23 protein-coding genes, 1 tRNA gene and 1 other RNA gene are annotated in these 16,161 nt (G+C 69.8%); 7 read left to right on the forward strand and 18 right to left on the reverse strand.

Annotated elements, in window-relative coordinates; genetic code table 11:
* Positions 1-9: 9 nt before the first annotated feature.
* From FHY02_RS02720 to FHY02_RS02740, 5 genes are all read left to right on the forward strand, one after another.
* On the forward strand, positions 10-927 hold the full coding sequence (locus tag FHY02_RS02720) for a DMT family transporter (RefSeq protein WP_311722364.1): 918 nt from the start codon (positions 10-12) through the stop codon (positions 925-927).
* Positions 924-1,613 carry an N-acetylmuramoyl-L-alanine amidase gene (locus tag FHY02_RS02725; protein WP_183920231.1) on the forward strand — a complete coding sequence of 230 codons (690 nt, stop codon included), beginning with the start codon at positions 924-926 and terminating at the stop codon, positions 1,611-1,613. The genes FHY02_RS02720 and FHY02_RS02725 overlap by 4 nt, the downstream gene beginning before the upstream one ends.
* A gap of 39 nt (positions 1,614-1,652) precedes the next feature.
* An RNA gene (gene rnpB / locus FHY02_RS02730) (RNase P RNA component class A) lies at positions 1,653-2,045 on the forward strand.
* A 55-nt stretch (positions 2,046-2,100) separates the two neighbouring features.
* Complete coding sequence (locus tag FHY02_RS02735; protein ID WP_183920233.1) at positions 2,101-2,649, forward strand: J domain-containing protein; 549 nt, start codon at positions 2,101-2,103, stop codon at positions 2,647-2,649.
* The gene (locus FHY02_RS02740) at positions 2,646-2,948 is read left to right on the forward strand and encodes a (2Fe-2S) ferredoxin domain-containing protein (RefSeq protein ID WP_183920235.1); all 303 of its coding nucleotides are present in this window, start codon (positions 2,646-2,648) and stop codon (positions 2,946-2,948) included. Before FHY02_RS02735 ends, FHY02_RS02740 begins: the two co-directional genes overlap by 4 nt.
* A gap of 193 nt (positions 2,949-3,141) precedes the next feature.
* Here FHY02_RS02740 and FHY02_RS02745 read toward each other — a convergent pair whose 3' ends face one another.
* The 9 genes from FHY02_RS02745 to FHY02_RS22815 form a co-directional block, all read right to left on the reverse strand.
* On the reverse strand, positions 3,142-3,558 hold the full coding sequence (locus tag FHY02_RS02745) for a SufE family protein (protein ID WP_183920238.1): 417 nt from the start codon (positions 3,556-3,558) through the stop codon (positions 3,142-3,144).
* 55 nt (positions 3,559-3,613) lie between these two features.
* Positions 3,614-3,853, reverse strand: a complete 240-nt coding sequence (locus FHY02_RS02750; protein ID WP_183920240.1) for a hypothetical protein — start codon at positions 3,851-3,853, stop codon at positions 3,614-3,616.
* 26 nt (positions 3,854-3,879) lie between these two features.
* Positions 3,880-4,116 (reverse strand): hypothetical protein, encoded by a 237-nt coding sequence (locus FHY02_RS02755; protein ID WP_260172579.1) that lies wholly within the window; start codon positions 4,114-4,116, stop codon positions 3,880-3,882.
* A 42-nt stretch (positions 4,117-4,158) separates the two neighbouring features.
* Positions 4,159-4,356, reverse strand: coding sequence for a hypothetical protein (locus FHY02_RS02760; protein ID WP_373369008.1), 198 nt, complete (start codon positions 4,354-4,356; stop codon positions 4,159-4,161).
* 113 nt (positions 4,357-4,469) lie between these two features.
* Complete coding sequence (locus FHY02_RS02765) at positions 4,470-4,778, reverse strand: hypothetical protein (RefSeq protein WP_183921399.1); 309 nt, start codon at positions 4,776-4,778, stop codon at positions 4,470-4,472.
* A 31-nt stretch (positions 4,779-4,809) separates the two neighbouring features.
* Entirely contained in the window at positions 4,810-5,190 is a 381-nt protein-coding gene (gene pspC, locus FHY02_RS02770; protein ID WP_183920244.1) for an envelope stress response membrane protein PspC, read from the reverse strand.
* On the reverse strand, positions 5,190-5,486 hold the full coding sequence (gene pspB / locus FHY02_RS02775) for an envelope stress response membrane protein PspB (RefSeq protein ID WP_183920246.1): 297 nt from the start codon (positions 5,484-5,486) through the stop codon (positions 5,190-5,192). Before pspB ends, pspC begins: the two co-directional genes overlap by 1 nt.
* 1 nt (position 5,487) lies before the next feature.
* On the reverse strand, positions 5,488-6,150 hold the full coding sequence (gene pspA, locus FHY02_RS02780) for a phage shock protein PspA (protein ID WP_183920248.1): 663 nt from the start codon (positions 6,148-6,150) through the stop codon (positions 5,488-5,490).
* 81 nt (positions 6,151-6,231) lie between these two features.
* Entirely contained in the window at positions 6,232-6,363 is a 132-nt protein-coding gene (locus FHY02_RS22815; RefSeq protein WP_260159435.1) for a hypothetical protein, read from the reverse strand.
* A 175-nt stretch (positions 6,364-6,538) separates the two neighbouring features.
* Here FHY02_RS22815 and pspF point away from each other — a divergent pair, with 175 nt between their 5' ends.
* Positions 6,539-7,612, forward strand: coding sequence for a phage shock protein operon transcriptional activator (gene pspF / locus FHY02_RS02785; RefSeq protein ID WP_183920250.1), 1,074 nt, complete (start codon positions 6,539-6,541; stop codon positions 7,610-7,612).
* 63 nt (positions 7,613-7,675) lie between these two features.
* A complete protein-coding gene (locus tag FHY02_RS02790; RefSeq protein WP_183920252.1) occupies positions 7,676-8,290 on the forward strand; it encodes a superoxide dismutase in 615 nt (204 codons plus the stop codon).
* A gap of 497 nt (positions 8,291-8,787) precedes the next feature.
* Here FHY02_RS02790 and FHY02_RS02795 read toward each other — a convergent pair whose 3' ends face one another.
* The 9 genes from FHY02_RS02795 to FHY02_RS02835 form a co-directional block, all read right to left on the reverse strand.
* A complete protein-coding gene (locus tag FHY02_RS02795) occupies positions 8,788-9,060 on the reverse strand; it encodes a DUF1488 family protein (protein WP_132907495.1) in 273 nt (90 codons plus the stop codon).
* 84 nt (positions 9,061-9,144) lie between these two features.
* A complete protein-coding gene (locus FHY02_RS02800; protein WP_183920254.1) occupies positions 9,145-9,810 on the reverse strand; it encodes a spermidine synthase in 666 nt (221 codons plus the stop codon).
* Positions 9,807-10,175, reverse strand: coding sequence for a DUF6481 family protein (locus FHY02_RS02805; protein ID WP_183920256.1), 369 nt, complete (start codon positions 10,173-10,175; stop codon positions 9,807-9,809). Before FHY02_RS02805 ends, FHY02_RS02800 begins: the two co-directional genes overlap by 4 nt.
* A gap of 86 nt (positions 10,176-10,261) precedes the next feature.
* A tRNA-Lys gene (locus FHY02_RS02810) sits at positions 10,262-10,337 on the reverse strand.
* A gap of 113 nt (positions 10,338-10,450) precedes the next feature.
* Positions 10,451-11,557, reverse strand: coding sequence for a rod shape-determining protein RodA (rodA, locus tag FHY02_RS02815; RefSeq protein WP_183920258.1), 1,107 nt, complete (start codon positions 11,555-11,557; stop codon positions 10,451-10,453).
* Positions 11,554-13,665, reverse strand: a complete 2,112-nt coding sequence (gene mrdA, locus FHY02_RS02820) for a penicillin-binding protein 2 (RefSeq protein ID WP_183921400.1) — start codon at positions 13,663-13,665, stop codon at positions 11,554-11,556. The genes rodA and mrdA overlap by 4 nt, the downstream gene beginning before the upstream one ends.
* Positions 13,665-14,174 (reverse strand): rod shape-determining protein MreD, encoded by a 510-nt coding sequence (gene mreD / locus FHY02_RS02825; RefSeq protein ID WP_183920259.1) that lies wholly within the window; start codon positions 14,172-14,174, stop codon positions 13,665-13,667. Before mreD ends, mrdA begins: the two co-directional genes overlap by 1 nt.
* A complete protein-coding gene (mreC, locus tag FHY02_RS02830) occupies positions 14,171-15,073 on the reverse strand; it encodes a rod shape-determining protein MreC (RefSeq protein WP_183920261.1) in 903 nt (300 codons plus the stop codon). Before mreC ends, mreD begins: the two co-directional genes overlap by 4 nt.
* A 24-nt stretch (positions 15,074-15,097) precedes the next feature.
* Entirely contained in the window at positions 15,098-16,138 is a 1,041-nt protein-coding gene (locus FHY02_RS02835) for a rod shape-determining protein (protein WP_132907502.1), read from the reverse strand.
* Positions 16,139-16,161 lie beyond the last annotated feature (23 nt).

Genomic DNA, 16,161 nt, shown 5'->3' on the forward strand with positions numbered 1-16,161 from the left:
CGACGGGGCGTGAGCAGCGCCGACCCGATCACCGCCGCCCCGCCGTCCGCCACCACGTTCGGCGCGCGCGATCTCGCCGTGGTGGTGATGATGAACCTGCTCTGGGGGCTCAACATCGTCGCGGTGAAGGAGGCGGTCGCGCTCGTCCCGCCGATCACCGCGGGCATGCTGCGCCAGCTGATCGTGCTGCTGGTCTGCGCCAGTGCGCTGCGCGTCGTGCCAGGCAAGATGGTGCCGCTGCTCGCGCTGGGCGTGCTCTCGGGCGGACTGTTCTACGTCTTCATCAATCTCAGCCTCGCGGTGTCCGACAATGTCGGGGCGCTCGCGATCGCGGGACAGCTTGGCGTGCCCTTCTCGCTGCTGCTCGCGATCGCGGTGCTGCGCGAGCGGATCCACGCGCCGCGCGTAATCGGGATCCTGCTCGCCTTCGCCGGGGTGGGGCTGCTGGTGTTCGATCCTGCCGCGGCGCGCGAGGGACTGGGACTGGCACTGACGGCGGCGAGCAGCCTGGTGTGGGCGATCTGCTCGCTGATCCAGCGCCGGCTCGTCGGCGTGCCGGTGCTGACGATCTACGCGTGGATCGGTCTGCTCGGGACGCTGACGTTGGCGGCGGCGTCGTGGTGGTTCGAGCCGGGGGCGATCGCGCGGCTGCCGCGAACGCCGATCGCGGCGCTGCTGCCGATCGCCTTCTCCGGGATCGGCTCGACCGTGCTCGGCCACGGTTCGATGATGTGGCTGTTGCAGCGCCACCCGGTCTCGACCGTCACGCCGCTGACGCTCGCCGCGCCGGTGGTCAGCGTCGCCGCCGCATCCTATTGGTTCGGCACGCCGCTGACCTGGCCGATGGTCGCCGGGGGCGCGGTGGCGATGCTGGGGGTGGCGATCGTGACGATCCGGACGGCGGCAAAGGGTGAGCGACGAGCATGAGATGTGTCGAGGCGCCGTCGCCCAATTTCAACGAGCGCAAGCTGCCGATCTCGATGATCGTGCTCCATTACACCGGGATGCGCAGCGCCGAGGAGGCGGTCGCGCGGCTGCGCGACCCCGCGGCCGAGGTGTCGAGCCACTATGTCGTGGACGAGGACGGTACGATCCTTCGGCTGGTCGAGGACGACAAGCGCGCCTGGCACGCCGGCGCGTCGCACTGGCGCGACGTCGACGACGTCAACTCGGCCGCGATCGGGATCGAGATCGTCAACCCCGGGCATGAGTTCGGCTACCGCGCCTTTCCCGAGCCGCAGGTCGACGCGGTGATCCGGCTCGTCGCGCACCTGAAGGACCGCTACGAGATCACGCGCGGCAATATCGTCGGCCATTCCGACGTCGCACCCGCGCGCAAGCGCGATCCGGGCGAGCTGTTCCCGTGGCACCGGCTGGCGCGGCTGCGGCTGGCGCTGCCGCGGCCGACCAAGAACCTGATGGACCCGTTCTGGAGCGAGCCCGCCTTCTGCCTCGCGCTCGAGCGCTTCGGCTATGACGTCACCGACCGCATGGCGGCGATCATGGCATTCCAGCGGCGCTTCCGCCCGGAGCTGATCGACGGGGAGATCGACGCCGAGTGCCGCATGATCCTGCTCGCGCTGCTGCTGCCGCGGCCGCGGGGCGACGACTGACGCTTCCCAGGCGGCTCGGCAGCCGCTAGGGCGACCGCGCCAGGGGGCCGGGCGGCCGCGTCACGCAACAGCGTGCCGAGGAAAGTCCGGGCTCCACGGAACGACGGTGGCGGGTAACGCCCGCCGGCCAAGGGCGCGAGCCCGCGGTCAGGGACAGTGCAACAGAGAGCAGACGGCCACGGCTTCGGCCGGGCCAAGGTGAAAGGGTGCGGTAAGAGCGCACCGCGCGGCCGGCAACGGTCGTGGCACGGTAAACCCCACCGGGAGCAAGACCGAATAGGGGCGGCAGGGGCGCGTTCGCGCGTCCGGGGCGTGTTCCCGCTCGCCGCCCGGGTTGGTTGCTGGAGCGCGTCGGCGACGGCGCGCCGAGAGGAATGGTCGCCCAGTCCCGCGAGGGATGGACAGAACCCGGCTTACAGGCCCCCTGGCATTTTCGCCGCCGCGCTCGCTTGGCGCGCGCGGCGGCGGACCCTATGTGCCGGGGCGCATGGCACGTATTCCCACCCGCTCGAACGACTGGGGCTTCCCGCGCTGGCGCGGCTATGGCGCGGGCCGCGAAGCGGCGAACGTGCGGTTGTGCGATCGCCACGGCTGTGAGGAGCCCGGCGACTGCCCCGCACCTAAGTCGCCCAACAGCCCCGATCGCTGGTACTTCTGCCAGGCGCACGCGGCCGAGTACAATCGCGGCTGGAACTATTTCGAGGGCCTCTCCGCCGAGGAGGCCGCTGCGCGCGAGGCCGACGAGCGCCGCGACGCCGGCGGCTATCAGCAATCGCGCCACCAGGCCTGGGCGGGGCCGGGCGACGGCACGCGCTCGCGCGACGAGATGCGCGCGCTCGAGGTGCTGGAGCTCGAGGTCGATACATCCTTCGACGACGTGCGGCTGGCATGGCGCCGGTTGGCCAAGTCGAACCACCCCGACGTCCGGCCCGGCGACGCCGAGGCGGCCAAGCGCTTCCAGGCGATTCAGGCGGCCTATGAGGTGCTGCGCGCCGCCGAGGACGCGCGCACCTGGAAGCCGCGGGCAGAGGCGTGAGGGATGAGGTACGCGCGCGCTGGGGCGGCGCGCTGCTGGTCTGCGGCAAATGCTCGAAGAAGCTGGGCGGCGGCTTCGGTCGCAAGGGCAAACGGTCGCTCGCGAAGGCGCTGCGCGACGAGCCGGGGCTGGGCAAGGGGCGCAAGGCGGCGCTCGGCGTGATCGAGGTGCGCTGCCTCGGGGTGTGCCCGCGCGGGGCGGTGACCCTGGTCGACACGCGGGCGCCCGATCGGTGGCGGCTGGTCGAGGCGGGTGCCGATATCGCGACGCTGGCGGCGGGGCTGCGCGGCGAAGGGTGAGAGCACACGGGTGGCCGCACTGGCGAGGGAGCGCAATGGTCGCCCTTCTTCCGCGTCATCCTGAACTCGTTTCAGGATCCACGGTGCCGCGCATCCACCGCCGGCGGCGCCTGCGGGCAGGTGGATCCTGAATAGAGTTCAGCATGACGGCGGAGAGGACGGAGGCGCGGATGTCACGCGCCACCCGCTTGCCTCAAGCGTAGCGCCTCGCGGTCTCGCGGATAAGCGCGATCATGTTCGGGATGCCCTGAGTGCGGTTCGAGCTGAGCTGCGCCTTGAGCTCGAACGGTTCGAGTTCGCGCTCGACATCCGTCGCCAGAATCTCGCCCGGCGCGCGGTCCTGCACCGTCAGCAGGACCAGGGCGATGATCCCCTTGGTGATCCCGGCGTTGCTGTCGGCGAGGAAGTGGAGCGTGCCGTCCTCGGCCACCGTCGGATAGACCCAGACCGAGGCGGAGCAGCCCCGCACCAGCGTCGCCTCGGTCTTGAGCGCCGCGGGCATCGGCTCGAGTGAGCGGCCCAGCTCGACGAGCAGGCGGTAGCGGTCATCGCCCTCGACGAACTCATATTCCTCGCGGATCGCGTCGAGCGTGGGAGCGGTGTCGGTCATCGCGCGCGGGCTAGCCGCCGCACGCGCGCGCCGCAACCGCGCAGAGCTGCACCGGTCAGAGGTCCACTCCCGCCGCGATCGCCTCGAGCTTGCGGATCCGCTCCTTGAGATCGGCGATCTCGATCCGCGCGCCCGCGCTGGGCGGCGCCGGGGCGTGGCCCACGCGCTCGTGCCCGAGCTGCTCGTGCTGAAGCTGGAGCCAGCCGCGCCAGCCGTTGAGCGCGGCGTAGATCAGCATCGCCAGCCCGGCGAGCCCGGTCGCTGCCATGCTGAGGTAGAAAGTGGGATCGGACATGGCTGCCGTCTCCGTACGGGTTGAGGTCAGCGGTCGCGCAGCTGCTCGATCTGGCGTTCCAGATCGGCGCGGCCGTGGTTGTCGGTGATGAGGCGCTCGAGCACGGCGACGCGCTCCTTGAGCTGGCGCACTTCGTCCTGCGAGCGGGCGACGTCGATGCTCGGGTAACCGGCGCCGTCGCCGTCGCGCACCCGGCCGATCGCGCGGTAGCGTTCCTGCAGTACGCGGCCGATCATCAGGATGAAGACGATGGCGACGACCATCGAGAACGGACCCATCTTACTCTCCCTCGTGGCGCGCGCGGCTCAGTTGAGCCGATCGTCGCGCAATTGTTCGATCTGAGCCGCGACGTCGGCGCCGCGATCGGTGGCGATCCGTTCCAGCACGCGGACGCGTGCCTCGAGCCGCTCGGTCTGCGCCGCATATTGCGCGGCCCTTTCCGCGGTGGCCTCGGTCAGGACCTGCGCCATCCGCTCCTTGTGGGTCAGCCAGCGGCGGAACATCTCGCCGCCGACGCCGAGGATCACGGGCAGGCCGATCACCACGAAGGCCAGCATGAAGAGGGTGAAACCGTTGAGCTGTTCAAACCACATGGCGTGTTCCTCCGGTTATGGCGTCAGCGGTCGCGCAGCGCCTCGATCTCGCGCGCGGTGCGCACTGCGGGATCCGTCGCGATCCGCTCCAGCACCGCGATCCGCTCCTCCAACCGGCCGACCTTGCCCGTGAGCCGCTCGTTCTCGGCCTCCAGCAGCGCGACGCTGCGATCGGCGCCGATCGTGTCGCCGGCGAGCGGGTGCGCGCCATGGTGTCGCCGGCCGCGCCGGTCGTCGTCGAGCGGATAGCCGTGGCGCGCGCGCACCCAGGTGCGAAAGGCGTGCGAGGCGCTCACCGCGGTGACGATCCCCACCGGCACCATCCAACCCATGTCCATGTCCGTGCCTCCCTCTCGCGCCGTGTCAGCGCAGGCTGTCGATCTCGCGCGCGAGTGCGCTGTTGCGGCTGGTATAGTGCAGCTCGATGTCGGCGAGCCGCCGGTCGATCTCGCGGAACTTGGCGCGCACCTCGGCGGTGGAGCGCTTCGGATTGGAGCGCACGCCCTGCCAGAACTTCTGGTCCTCGCGGTCCTGGTACAGGCCGGCGGGCTTGGGCTCCGCCATCCAGGCGATCAGGCCATAAGCGATCAGCGTCCACGGGAAGCCGCCCGCCAGCGTCAGCAGCACCATCGCCACCCGAACCCAGATGACCTCGATACCGGTATAATCGGCGATCCCGGCGCAGACGCCTTTCCATTGGCGGTTCTGCGGATCGAGGTAGAATTTGGTACGACTGTCGGACATCAGTTCCTCCGATCGATCGAGCGCGTCGCGGGCTGGTCGAGGCGATAGTCGGGCTGGCCGCGGTAATCGGCCATGCCCGGGCGGAAATCGGGATTGTCGGCGGCGACGATGCGCTCGACGGTGTTGACGCGATCCTCGAGCCGGCGCGCGAGATTGTACATCTCGTCGAGCAGCCGCTCGTCCTCGTCGGTCATCCGCGGCGCGGTCTTCCACCGCGTCACATAGTGGAGGATCAGCCAGGGCAGGCCGATAAACAGCGAGGTGATCGCGATCAACGGGACAAAGACGTCTTCCACCTCAATTCTCCCGGTTCAGCTTGGCCTTGAGCGCCGCCAGCTCGGCGTCGATCTTGTCGCTGGAGCGCAGTGCATCGAATTCGTCGTCGAGGGTGCGCGGGGTCAGGCCCATCGCCTCGGCGCGACCCTCGGCCTCGTCGGCGCGACGCTCCAGCACCTCGAAGCGGCTGAACGCGTCGTGAGTCTTGGGGCCGTTCCACATCTCGCGCAGCTTGGCCTTGGTGTTGGCGCTCTCCAGACGAGTCGCGATCGCGTTCTGCTTGGCGCGCGCCTCGCGCAGCTTGTTCTGCAGCTTGGCGATGTCCTCCTCGGACGAGCGCAGCGCCTCGTCGAGCGTGGCGACCTCGTCGCGCAGCTGCGCACCCATCTCGGCCGCCTTGCCGCGCTCGACCAGCGCCGCCTTCGCGAGGTCCTCGCGATCCTTCGATAACGCCAGCTCGGCCTTCTCCGTCCAGCTCGCCTCGATCTCGGCCAGCTTCTGGATGTGCCGCCGCATCTCCTTCTGATCGGCGATGGTGCGGGCGGCGGAGGCGCGCACCTCGACCAACGTCTCCTCCATCTCGAGGATGATCATGCGGACCATCTTCGCCGGGTCGTCCGCTCGCTCGAGCAGCTCGGCCATATTGGCGGCGACGATGTCGCGGGTGCGGGAGAAAATGCCCATCTCGATAAGGACTCCTGCGTCAGTCGGTCCCTTGTAGCGGATCGCGCGGGCGGCGGGGAGGGTGCCGTGCCGCGCGGCGTGTCACGCCACCCGGTGGATCGGTGCGTCGCCGAGCGCGGTCGCCGGACCGACGGCGCCGAGCACCATGGTGGCGCTGACGACGAGGGTGAGGGCGAGCGCGGCGAGCTTGCTGGTGCGATCGGTGCGGGTCATGGTGTGTCTCCTTCGTCCTGAGTTACCGGAAGCTTTGCAGGAGGCGTGCCAAATCCACCCGCACGCTCGTCAGCCTAGCTTTTCCGCCATTTTCGGTCGCACCAGCACGTCTTCAAGCCACTAGGAAGATTTCGACGGTTGCCAGCGCTTGGCGTTGTGCGCCAGAAGTTGGCGCATGGAGCGAACCACTCAGGTCGTCGGTCAATCGGGCGTTTTCCTCGACGCGCTCGAGCGCGCCAGCCGCGCGGCGGGGCTCGACCGTCCGGTCCTGGTGATCGGCGAACGCGGAACCGGCAAGGAGCTGGTGGCAGAGCGGCTCCACCATCTCAGCCAGCGCTGGGACCAGCCACTGGTGACGATGAACTGCGCAGCCCTGCCCGAGACGCTGATCGAGGCCGAGCTGTTCGGGCATGAGGCGGGCTCGTTCACCGGCGCGACCAAGGCCCGTGTCGGCCGCTTCGAGGAGGCCGATGGCGGCACGCTCTTCCTCGACGAACTCGGCACCTTGTCGATGGGGGCGCAGGAGCGGCTGCTTCGCGCGGTCGAATATGGCGAAGTGACCCGCATCGGCGCCTCGCGCCCGCGCCGTGTCGACGTCCGCATCGTCGCCGCGACCAACGAGCATCTGCCCGACCGAGTCGACGCCGGCACCTTCCGCGCCGACCTGCTCGACCGGCTGTCGTTCGAGGTGGTGACGCTGCCGCCGCTGCGGGCGCGGCGCAGCGACATCGCGGTGCTCGCCGACTTCTTCGGGCGCCGCATGGCCGCCGAGCTCGGCCGCGACGAATGGGAGGGGTTCACCGATGAGGCGATGAAGCTGATGCGCTCCTATCGTTGGCCCGGCAACGTGCGCGAGCTGCGCAACGTCGTCGAGCGCGCGGTCTACCGCTGGGAACGCGGCGGTGCGATCGGCGAGATCGAGTTCGATCCCTTCGCCTCGCCCTATCGTCCCGGTACGCCGAGGCCGGCAGCGTCGAGCGCGCCGCCATCAGCCGCCGCGGCGGGCACATCGCCGGGCGAGCCGTCGCGCGAGGCGCCCGCCGAGCCGGAAGACGAGGAGGTGGCGGCCTGCGAGGTCGGCCCGTCCGACTTCAAGAGCCGGGTTGCGCGGTTCGAGCGCGAGTTGCTCGCCAAGGCGCTCGCCGACAACCGCTTCAACCAGCGCGCCACCGCCGAGGCGCTGGGGCTGAGCTACGACCAGCTGCGGCACGCGCTGCGCCGCCACGACCTGATCGGGGCGGTTGCGTAACGATCGCGCGGGAGCCATTTGGGCGGGCGTCGCGTTGCGCACGCGAACCCACAGGAGGATCCCATGGCTTTCGAACTCCCGCCGCTGCCGTTTGATTATGACGCGCTGGAGCCGGTCATCTCCAAGGAGACGATGACCTTCCACCACGACAAGCACCACAAGGCTTACACCGACAAGCTCAACGAGGGCGTCGCGGCGGACCCGAAGCTGGAGGGCCAGTCGATCGAGCAGATCCTGGGCCAGATCTCGTCGCTGCCGCCGCTGCTGCGCAACAATGGCGGTGGCTATTGGAACCACGACTTTTTTTGGAAGATCATGGGGAAGCCCGGCAGCACCAGCGGGCCGAGCGGCAAGCTGGCCGACGCGATCAACGCTTATGGCGGGCTCGACAAGCTCAAGGAGGATTTCAACACCAAGGGCGCGGGCCAGTTCGGCTCGGGCTGGGCCTGGGTGATCGTCGACCAGGGCGGCCAGCTTAAGGTCACGTCGACGCCGAACCAGGACAATCCGCTGATGGACGTGGTGAGCGACCGCGGCACGCCGATCCTGGGGAACGACGTGTGGGAGCACGCTTATTACCTCACCTACAAGAACGACCGGCCGGGCTACCTCAAGGCGTGGTGGGACGTGGTGAACTGGGACGAGGTGGGTCGTCGCTTCGACGCTGCTGCGGCCTGAGGTAAATGAGTAAGGGCGCCGCCTCGGGGAGACCGGGGTGGCGCTCCTGCCGGCGACTTCTCGAACCTCGCCGGGAGAGGTCCTCGTCTGCAAGGGGAGGTGGCAGGCCGAGGGCCTGACGGGAGGGTGTCGCGCGTCGCGAGGTTTGTTGGACTCACCACCCCGAACGCCCCACCGACGCGCTGCGCGCGCACTCGCCTTACGGAGAAGGTTTTTAGGAAAACTCAGCTTTTCGAAAGACCCCTCGCTTCCTCGCGAGACGCGCCGCTCGAACCACCCTCAGCGCCGCGGTGTCCCCGGTGCGCGGCGCGCGAACACCACGACCATGCCGAGCGTGGCCAGAGCCCCGATCCCGCCGACCGCCACTACCAGCGCGCTGGGTACGTCCATGATCCTCTCCTCGCCGTCGTGCGGCTATCGTTGTGACAGGAGAGTGACGCGAGTCGGCGAGCCGCGCAATGGTGTTGTTGCGCCGCCCGACAAACGAACTTTCCGAATTATTCCAGATCGTTCTCGCTGACGATCACGAGACCGGTGCCATTCCCGCGCGACAGCGCCGAGAGCGCTGCCTCGCTGATCGCGTCGACGAAGCGGTTGAACATGTCGATTGCGTCGCCGTCCGGGGCGTCGCCGCTCAGCGCCTCGAGCACGTCATATTGCACGGCGAACTCCTGCTCGTCACCATCGACCTCGGCGGTGAACTCCACCTGGCGCTCGTCGATGTTGTCGAGCAGCGAGTTGTTGTCGATCTCCAGCTCGTTCGCGGCCATAACGTCTCCCTTTGAATGCAGCAGCTACAGAAGAGCGGTAAAGCCGCAGCCGGCGCGGGTGTTCCCGCGACCCGCATGATCGGGTCAGCGCGCGAACCAGATGACGTGGGTGGCGCCCTTGCCGTTGGAGCGCGCGCGCACCTTCACCTCGTCCACCGCGAAGCCGGTGCGCGCCAGCCGGCGCGCGAAGGCGGGGTCGGGTGCGGCCGACCAGATCGCGAGCACCCCGCCCGGTGCCAGCGCCGCGCGCGCGTCGTCGAGGCCGCCCGCATGATAGAGCGAGTCGTTCGCCTCGCGCGTCAGTCCGTCGGGGCCGTTGTCGACGTCGAGCAGGATCGCGTCGTAGCGACGCCTCGCGCGCCGGATAACCGCGCCGACGTCGCCGATCTCAAGCGTGACGCGGGGATCGTCGAGGCAGCCTGCGGTGAGCTCGGCCATTGGCCCGCGCGCCCAGTCGATGATGCCAGGCACCAGCTCGGCGACGAGGATCTCGGCGTCTGCACCGAGCCGGCCGAGCAGGGCGCGGAGCGTGAAGCCCATGCCGTAACCGCCGACCAGCAATCGCGGCGCAGGACGATCGCCAAGCCGATCGCACGTCATCGTGCCGAGCGCCTCTTCCGAGCCGCTCATGCGCGTGGTCATCAGCTCGTTGCGGTCGAGCACGATCATGTGATCGGCGCCGCGCCGGAACAGGCGCAGCGGCGGGCCGCCCGGGACCTCGGCGACCCCGACCAGCTCGCGCTGGATCACTTGCGCTGACGTGCCTTGCGGGCGGCGTAGCGGGCGTCGCGCGCCGCCTTGAGCTCGGCCGCGGTCGGCAGCGACACGGCGCGCTTGGCGGCGGCCTCGGCGGCAGCCTGCTCGGCCGCGGCGGCCTCGGCCTCGGCCTGCCGGCGCGCCTCTTCCTTGGCGACCTTCTTCGCCTCGATCGCGGCGCGGTGCGCGGCGCGCTTCTCCTCCTCGGCCGCTTCCTTGGCCGCGCGCGCGGCGGCGCGCGCCGCCACCTGCTCGGGGTCGGGCGCAGGCCGGTTCTTGAGCAGCTCGAGCGCCTTCTGCTTGGCCTCGCGTGCCGCCTGTGCGCGGTCGTTGAAATCGGGGGCTTTGAAGCCTGCCATGCCTGAGTCGTCTCCGTCGAAGGGGCCGTTGATGTCCCGGCCCATAGCACAACGGCCCCGCATCGCTGCGGAGCCGTTGAAAAAACTGGTGGACGCACTTGGGCTCGAACCAAGGACCCGCTGATTAAGAGTCAGCTGCTCTACCAACTGAGCTATGCGTCCGTGACCGGCGGGGAGGAAGCGGTTGGTGCCGCCCCGCGATCGGGAAGCGCGCCTCTACCAACGTGCTCCGGCTTTGCAAACCCCTATTTTCGCGCTGCGGCGAGAAAAGCCGCTCACCAGCGCTGACGCAACTTGGAGGAGCGATCGATCCCCATCAGGATGCCCAGCGAGATCAGCACCGTCATCTGCGCCGAGCCACCGAAGCTGACCAGCGGCAGCGGGATGCCCACCACGGGCGCCAGTCCCATCACCATCATCAGGTTGATCGCCATGTAGAAGAACATCGTCGTCGCGAGCCCCGCCGCGGCCAGCTTGGCGAAGCGGTCTTCGGCGCGCACGCCGACGTTGATGCCCCAGCGGATGACGAGCAGGAAGGCGATGATCAGGAAAGCGCCGCCCGCCAACCCCCATTCTTCCGCCATGGTGGCGAAGACGAAGTCGGTGTGCCCCTCGGGCAGATAGTCGAGGTGGCTCTGCGTGCCCTGCAGGAAGCCCTTGCCGAACAGTCCGCCCGAGCCGATCGCGATCTTCGACTGGCTGATGTGATAGCCGGTGCCGAGCGGGTCGCTCTCGGGATCGAGGAAGATCAGCACGCGGTGGCGCTGGTAATCGTGGAGCACGTACTCGAAGGCGAGGGGAATCGCGACCGCGGCGGCCAGCGCGCCGCCGGCGAACAGCCGCAGCGGGATGCCGGCGAGGAACATCACGGTCGCGCCGCCGGCGCAGATCATCAGCCCGGTGCCGAGATCGGGCTGCGCCATCACGATCATCGCCGGCAACCCGATCAGCACCGCCGCGGGCCACAAAGCGGCGAAGCGCCGAGTCTCGGTCGCGGGCAGCAGCGCGTAGAAGCGCGCGCAGGCCAGCACGATCGCCAGCTTCATCAGCTCGGATGGCTGGATGCGGATCGGGCCGAAGCCGAGCCAGCGCTGGCTGCCGCCGCGCACCGCGCCGAGCAGCTCCACCATGATCAGCAGCACCAGCATCACCGCGTAGATCCAGAAGGCCGAGCGCTTCCACCAGTCGAGCGGCACGCGCGACAGCACCACGGCGCCCGCGAGGAACACGACGAAGCGCAGCCCCTGCGGCACCACCCAGGGAGTCATGCTGCCGCCCGCGGCCGAGTAGAGCACGATCAGCCCGAAGCCGCCGATCCCGGCGACCAGCAGCAGCACGCGCCACGGCAGCGCCGCGAGCGGGGCGGGGACGAAGCCGCTCACTCGCGTCCGGTCCCGCCGTCGCCGCGCCCGCTCTCGCTGTCGGGCTCGGGCGAGCCGGTGCGTGCGGGGCCATCGCCGCGCGCGGTATCGGCCGCCTGCGCCTCGGCGGTGGCGTTCAATGCGTCGGTCGCCGCGGCGACCGCGTCCGAGCCGGTGGCGGCGACGTCGTCGAGGTCGGGGCGCGGCGGGGGCGGGGCGTGCGCGGCGCGATAGGCCGCAGCCTCCGCCGCCATCCGCGTGCGGATGTCGCCGCCCCAGGTCGGCTCGACCTCGGCGAGGCTCTTCAGCGCGCGCTCGCGGTCGAACAGATAGGTCATGATATCGCGCCCGATCATCGGCGTGTCGAGGTTGCGCACGGTATGGCCGTTGTGCTCCAGCACCACCGCCGCGGCGTAGCGCGGATTGTCATAGGGCGCGAAGCAGACGAACAAGGCGTGGTCGCGCAGCTTGAACGGAAGCTGCCCGTTCTTGAGCACGCCGCTGCGCCGCTCCGCCGTGCTGATGTGGCGCACCTGCGCGGTGCCGGTCTTGCCCGCGATCGCGACGCCGGGCACCTGCATCCGCGCCGCGCCGCCGGTGCCGCCGGCGTTGACCACGCCGTACATCGCCTCGCGGATGAGGCGGAAATGGTCGGGGTCGATCGCCATCGGCTGAGCGCGCGGCTTGAACGGGTCGCGGATCAGCGTCGGCTGCAGCTCCAACCCCGAGCCGAGCCGGCTTGCCATCACCGCGAGCTGTAGCGGGTTGGCGAGGACGTAGCCCTGACCGATCGAGGCGTTGATCGCGTCGGCGACCTTCCACTCGGTCTTGTACTTGCGCCGCTTCCACTCGCTGTCGGGCACGGTGCCGTAGCGCTGGGTGGCGAAGGGCAGGTCGAACTTCTGGCCGAGCCCGAGCGCGCGCGCCACCGGCGCGATCTTGTCGTAGCCGACGCGCCGCGCCATCTCGTAAAAGTAGATGTCGCAGCTCTGCATGATCGCGTTCTTGAGATCGAGCGGGCCGTGACCGTGGCGCTTGTGGCAGTGCCACACGCCGTTGCCGACCTGGAACGCACCCGAGCAGAACACGCGGTCGTTCGGGTCGATCCCCGCGGCGAGCAGCGCCAGCCCGTTCATCGGCTTGACCGTCGACCCCGGCGGGTAGAGGCCCTGGGTCACCTTGTTCATCAGCGGAACGTGGTCGTTCTCGCTGAGCATCTTCCACTCGAGCTGGCTGATTCCCTCGGAGAAGCTGTTGGGATCATAGGCCGGCATCGACACCATCGCGAGCATCTCGCCGTTGGTGCAGTCGAACACCACGCACGAGCCCGAGTTGGTGCCGAGCCGCCGCGCCGCATATTCCTGCAACCCGGCGTCGATCGTCAGCCGCAGCGTGCGCCCGGGCACGTCGGGGCGGGTGGCGAGCTCCTTGACCAGCTTGCCGCGCGCGGTGACCTCGACGCGCTTGGCGCCGGCGGTGCCGCGCAGCAGCGGCTCCATCGTCTTCTCCAGCCCGTCCTTGCCGAGCTTGAAGCCGGGGGTGAGATAGAGCGGGTCGCGCACCTTCTTATATTGTTCGGAGGTCGCGGCGCCGACATAGCCGATCAGATGCGCCACCGCGGCGCCCTGCGGATAGTGGCGGGCGAAGCCGCGCGACGGTGCCACGCCGGGCAGCTCGGGCTGGCGCACCTGCACCGCGGCGAAGCGGTCCCAGTCGATGTTCTCGGCGATCTCGACCGGGCGGAACCCGGGCGAGTGTTTCAGCTCGGCCTCGATCTGCGCCACTTCCTCGTCGTCGAGCCCGAGCAGCGCGCGCAGCCGCGCCAGCGTGCGCTCCTTGTCCTCGAGCCGGTCGGGAATGACGTCGACGCGGAAGTCGGTGCGGTTGCTCGCGATCGGCTGGCCGTTGCGGTCGACGATCCAGCCACGCCGCGGCGGGATCATCGTCATGCTCACGCGGTTGCGCTCGGAGAGCAGGTTGTAATGCTCGTTCTGCGTGATCGCGAGATAGCCCATCCGCCCGATCAGCAGCCCGCCCAGCCCGATCTGGCCCGCGCCGAGCAGCCACGCGCGGCGCGAGAAGCTGTAGGCCTGCGCGGCCTCGGTCATGACGCGCGGCGGCCGCGCCATCAGCGTGCCCGCTTGAGGTCGATCCACGCCACCAGCCGGGCGGCGGCGGGGAAGAGCAGGACGGAGAGGATGATCTGGATCACGAGCACGCCGTCGACATAGGCGGAGAGCGGGCTCGCGAATAGCCGTCCCCCCGCCAGCGCGAGCGCGATCGCCACCGCGGCGATCGCCCAGCTCTGCGCGAAGTCGCGCACGCCCGAGCGCGCCTCAAGCGCCTCGACCAGGAAAAAGGCCAGCGTCCACAGCAGCATCGCGCTGCCGAGCGGCTGACCCGAGACGAGATCGTCGAACAGCCCGAGCAGCGCCGGTGCCCAGACGCGCAGCGACAGTGGCGCAAGCAGCCGCCACGACAGCATCATCAGCAGTCCCAGCGGCGGCAGGAGCCCGAGCGAGGCATTCCACGGCAGCGTCGTCGCCAGCGAGCCGGCGAGCACGCTCGCCCAGGGGAGCAGGCGCGCGCGGCCGGGCGGTAGCGGTTCCTTGAACAGCGGGCGCGCGGGGAGCGTCACGGGTCAGGCGTGGGAGTGGGCGACGGCTTGGGCGCGGGAGCGGGCGGGGAAGGGGGCGGCGGCATGAAGGCGCGGTGCACTAGCGCGACGTCGAGCGAGTCGGGGCGCGCGAACGGCCGCGCCGGCGCGCTGTCCGTACCGGCGCGCAGCACCCGCGCGACCGGCACGCCGGGGACGAAGATGCCGCCCGTGCCCGAGGTGACGAACAGGTCGCCGGGGCGGAAGCGCCCGTCCGCGGTGTCGATCGTGCGCACGTCGACGAGCCCGTCGCCGCGACCGGCCGCCAGCGCGGGGCGGCCGTCGCGGGTGCGGCGGACCGGTACGACGCTCTCCGGGTCGGTGATGAGCAGCACGCGCGCGGTATCAGGGCCGACGTACAGCACGCGCCCGATCAGCCCCTCCGGTCCCGTCACCGGCTGGCCGTCCGCCACGCCTTGGAAGCTGCCAGCGTTGAGCAGCCCGAAGCGGCGTGTGCTCGACGCGCTGGTGCTCACGATCCGCGCCGCCGCGATCGTCTGCGGTAGCCGATCGCGCAGTACGAGAAGGCGTCGCAGCCGCACATTCTCGATCTGCGCCTGGCGGCCGGCGAGCAGCGCGCCGCGCGCCTGGTTCAGCCGCGCACGCAGCTGTCGGTTCTCGCTGCGCACCTGGAAGTGGCTGGCGATCGCGTCCGGGACAGAGGCGAGCTGGCTCCCCGCGCCCGCCAGCAGCGCGGCGGGCGGCGCGGTCAGCTCGGCGACCGCCGAGCGCAACGCGTTGAACGCGACCGGGTTGAAGGTCGACAGCGCGAGCAGTACGCCGCCGACCACCGCCCCGGCGATGCCGAGGATGTAGGTCAGGAACAGACTATATTGCGCGCGCCGCGAGAAGCCCGGACGCCGATCCCGTGACGGCGCCATTGCCGCCATCTCCTCGCCTCGAGCTTACCCGTTCTGAAGAACAGCGCGGAACATCGGGTCCTCGAGCGCACGGCCCGTGCCGATCGCGACGCAGATCAGCGGGTCGTCCGCGACCGTCACGGGCAGCCCGGTCTCGTCGCGCAGCACCTCATCGAGCCCCTGCAGCAGCGCGCCGCCGCCAGTCAGGACGATGCCCTGGTCGACGATGTCGGCGGCGAGCTCGGGCGCGGTATTCTCGAGCGCGATGCGGACGCCGTCGACGATCGCGGCGACCGGCTCGCTCACCGCCTCGGCGATCTGCGCCTGGTTAATCTGGATTTCCTTGGGCACGCCGTTGACCAGGTCGCGGCCCTTGATGTGGACCGTCTTGCCGATGCCGTCGATCGGCGGCTTGGCGCAGCCCAGCTCTTGCTTGATCCGCTCGGCGGTGGCCTCGCCGATCAGCAGGTTGTGGTTGCGGCGGACGTAGCTGACGATCGCGTCGTCCATCTTGTCGCCGCCGACGCGGACCGAGGTGGTGTAGGCGAGGCCGCGCAGCGACAGCACCGCCACCTCGGTGGTGCCGCCGCCGATGTCGACCACCATCGAGCCGACCGGCTCGGTGACGGGCATGTCCGCGCCGATCGCCGCCGCCATCGGCTCCTCGATCAGATAGACCGCGCTGGCGCCCGCGTTCTGCGCGGCGTCGCGGATCGCGCGCCGCTCCACCTTGGTCGAGCCCGAGGGCACGCAGATCACGATCTCGGGCCAGCGCATGAAGCGCCGGCGCCCGTGCACCTTCTCGATGAAATATTTTATCATCTGCTCGGCGACGTCGATGTCGGCGATGACGCCGTCTCGCAGCGGGCGGATCGCCTCGATCGAGCCGGGGGTCTTGCCCATCATCAGCTTGGCGTCCTCGCCGACTGCCTTGACCCGCTTCTGGCCGTTGACCGTCTCGACCGCGACGACAGACGGCTCGTTCAACACGATGCCGCGCCCGCGCACGTACACCACCGTGTTCGCGGTGCCGAGATCGATCGCCATGTCGTGCGAGGTCATCTTGAACAAGCGCGAGAATACCATTGCGGTTGGGGTCCGTTGCTGTG

It is taken from the genome of Sphingomonas sp. BK069 (assembly GCF_014193405.1).
Lineage (GTDB): Bacteria > Pseudomonadota > Alphaproteobacteria > Sphingomonadales > Sphingomonadaceae > Sphingomonas.

Coding starts and splice junctions, on each gene's coding strand:
- FHY02_RS02725 (WP_183920231.1), top strand. CDS start 924: ATGAGATGTGTCGAGGCGCCGTCGCCCAATTTCAACGAGCGCAAGCTG.
- FHY02_RS02735 (WP_183920233.1), top strand. CDS start 2,101: ATGGCACGTATTCCCACCCGCTCGAACGACTGGGGCTTCCCGCGCTGG.
- FHY02_RS02745 (WP_183920238.1), bottom strand. CDS start 3,558: ATGACCGACACCGCTCCCACGCTCGACGCGATCCGCGAGGAATATGAG.
- FHY02_RS02750 (WP_183920240.1), bottom strand. CDS start 3,853: ATGTCCGATCCCACTTTCTACCTCAGCATGGCAGCGACCGGGCTCGCC.
- FHY02_RS02755 (WP_260172579.1), bottom strand. CDS start 4,116: ATGGTCGTCGCCATCGTCTTCATCCTGATGATCGGCCGCGTACTGCAG.
- FHY02_RS02760 (WP_373369008.1), bottom strand. CDS start 4,356: ATGTTCCGCCGCTGGCTGACCCACAAGGAGCGGATGGCGCAGGTCCTG.
- FHY02_RS02765 (WP_183921399.1), bottom strand. CDS start 4,778: ATGGGTTGGATGGTGCCGGTGGGGATCGTCACCGCGGTGAGCGCCTCG.
- pspC (WP_183920244.1), bottom strand. CDS start 5,190: ATGTCCGACAGTCGTACCAAATTCTACCTCGATCCGCAGAACCGCCAA.
- pspA (WP_183920248.1), bottom strand. CDS start 6,150: ATGGGCATTTTCTCCCGCACCCGCGACATCGTCGCCGCCAATATGGCC.
- FHY02_RS22815 (WP_260159435.1), bottom strand. CDS start 6,363: ATGACCCGCACCGATCGCACCAGCAAGCTCGCCGCGCTCGCCCTCACC.
- pspF (WP_183920250.1), top strand. CDS start 6,539: ATGGAGCGAACCACTCAGGTCGTCGGTCAATCGGGCGTTTTCCTCGAC.
- FHY02_RS02790 (WP_183920252.1), top strand. CDS start 7,676: ATGGCTTTCGAACTCCCGCCGCTGCCGTTTGATTATGACGCGCTGGAG.
- FHY02_RS02795 (WP_132907495.1), bottom strand. CDS start 9,060: ATGGCCGCGAACGAGCTGGAGATCGACAACAACTCGCTGCTCGACAAC.
- FHY02_RS02805 (WP_183920256.1), bottom strand. CDS start 10,175: ATGGCAGGCTTCAAAGCCCCCGATTTCAACGACCGCGCACAGGCGGCA.
- mrdA (WP_183921400.1), bottom strand. CDS start 13,665: ATGGCGCGGCCGCCGCGCGTCATGACCGAGGCCGCGCAGGCCTACAGC.
- mreC (WP_183920261.1), bottom strand. CDS start 15,073: ATGGCGCCGTCACGGGATCGGCGTCCGGGCTTCTCGCGGCGCGCGCAA.
- FHY02_RS02835 (WP_132907502.1), bottom strand. CDS start 16,138: ATGGTATTCTCGCGCTTGTTCAAGATGACCTCGCACGACATGGCGATC.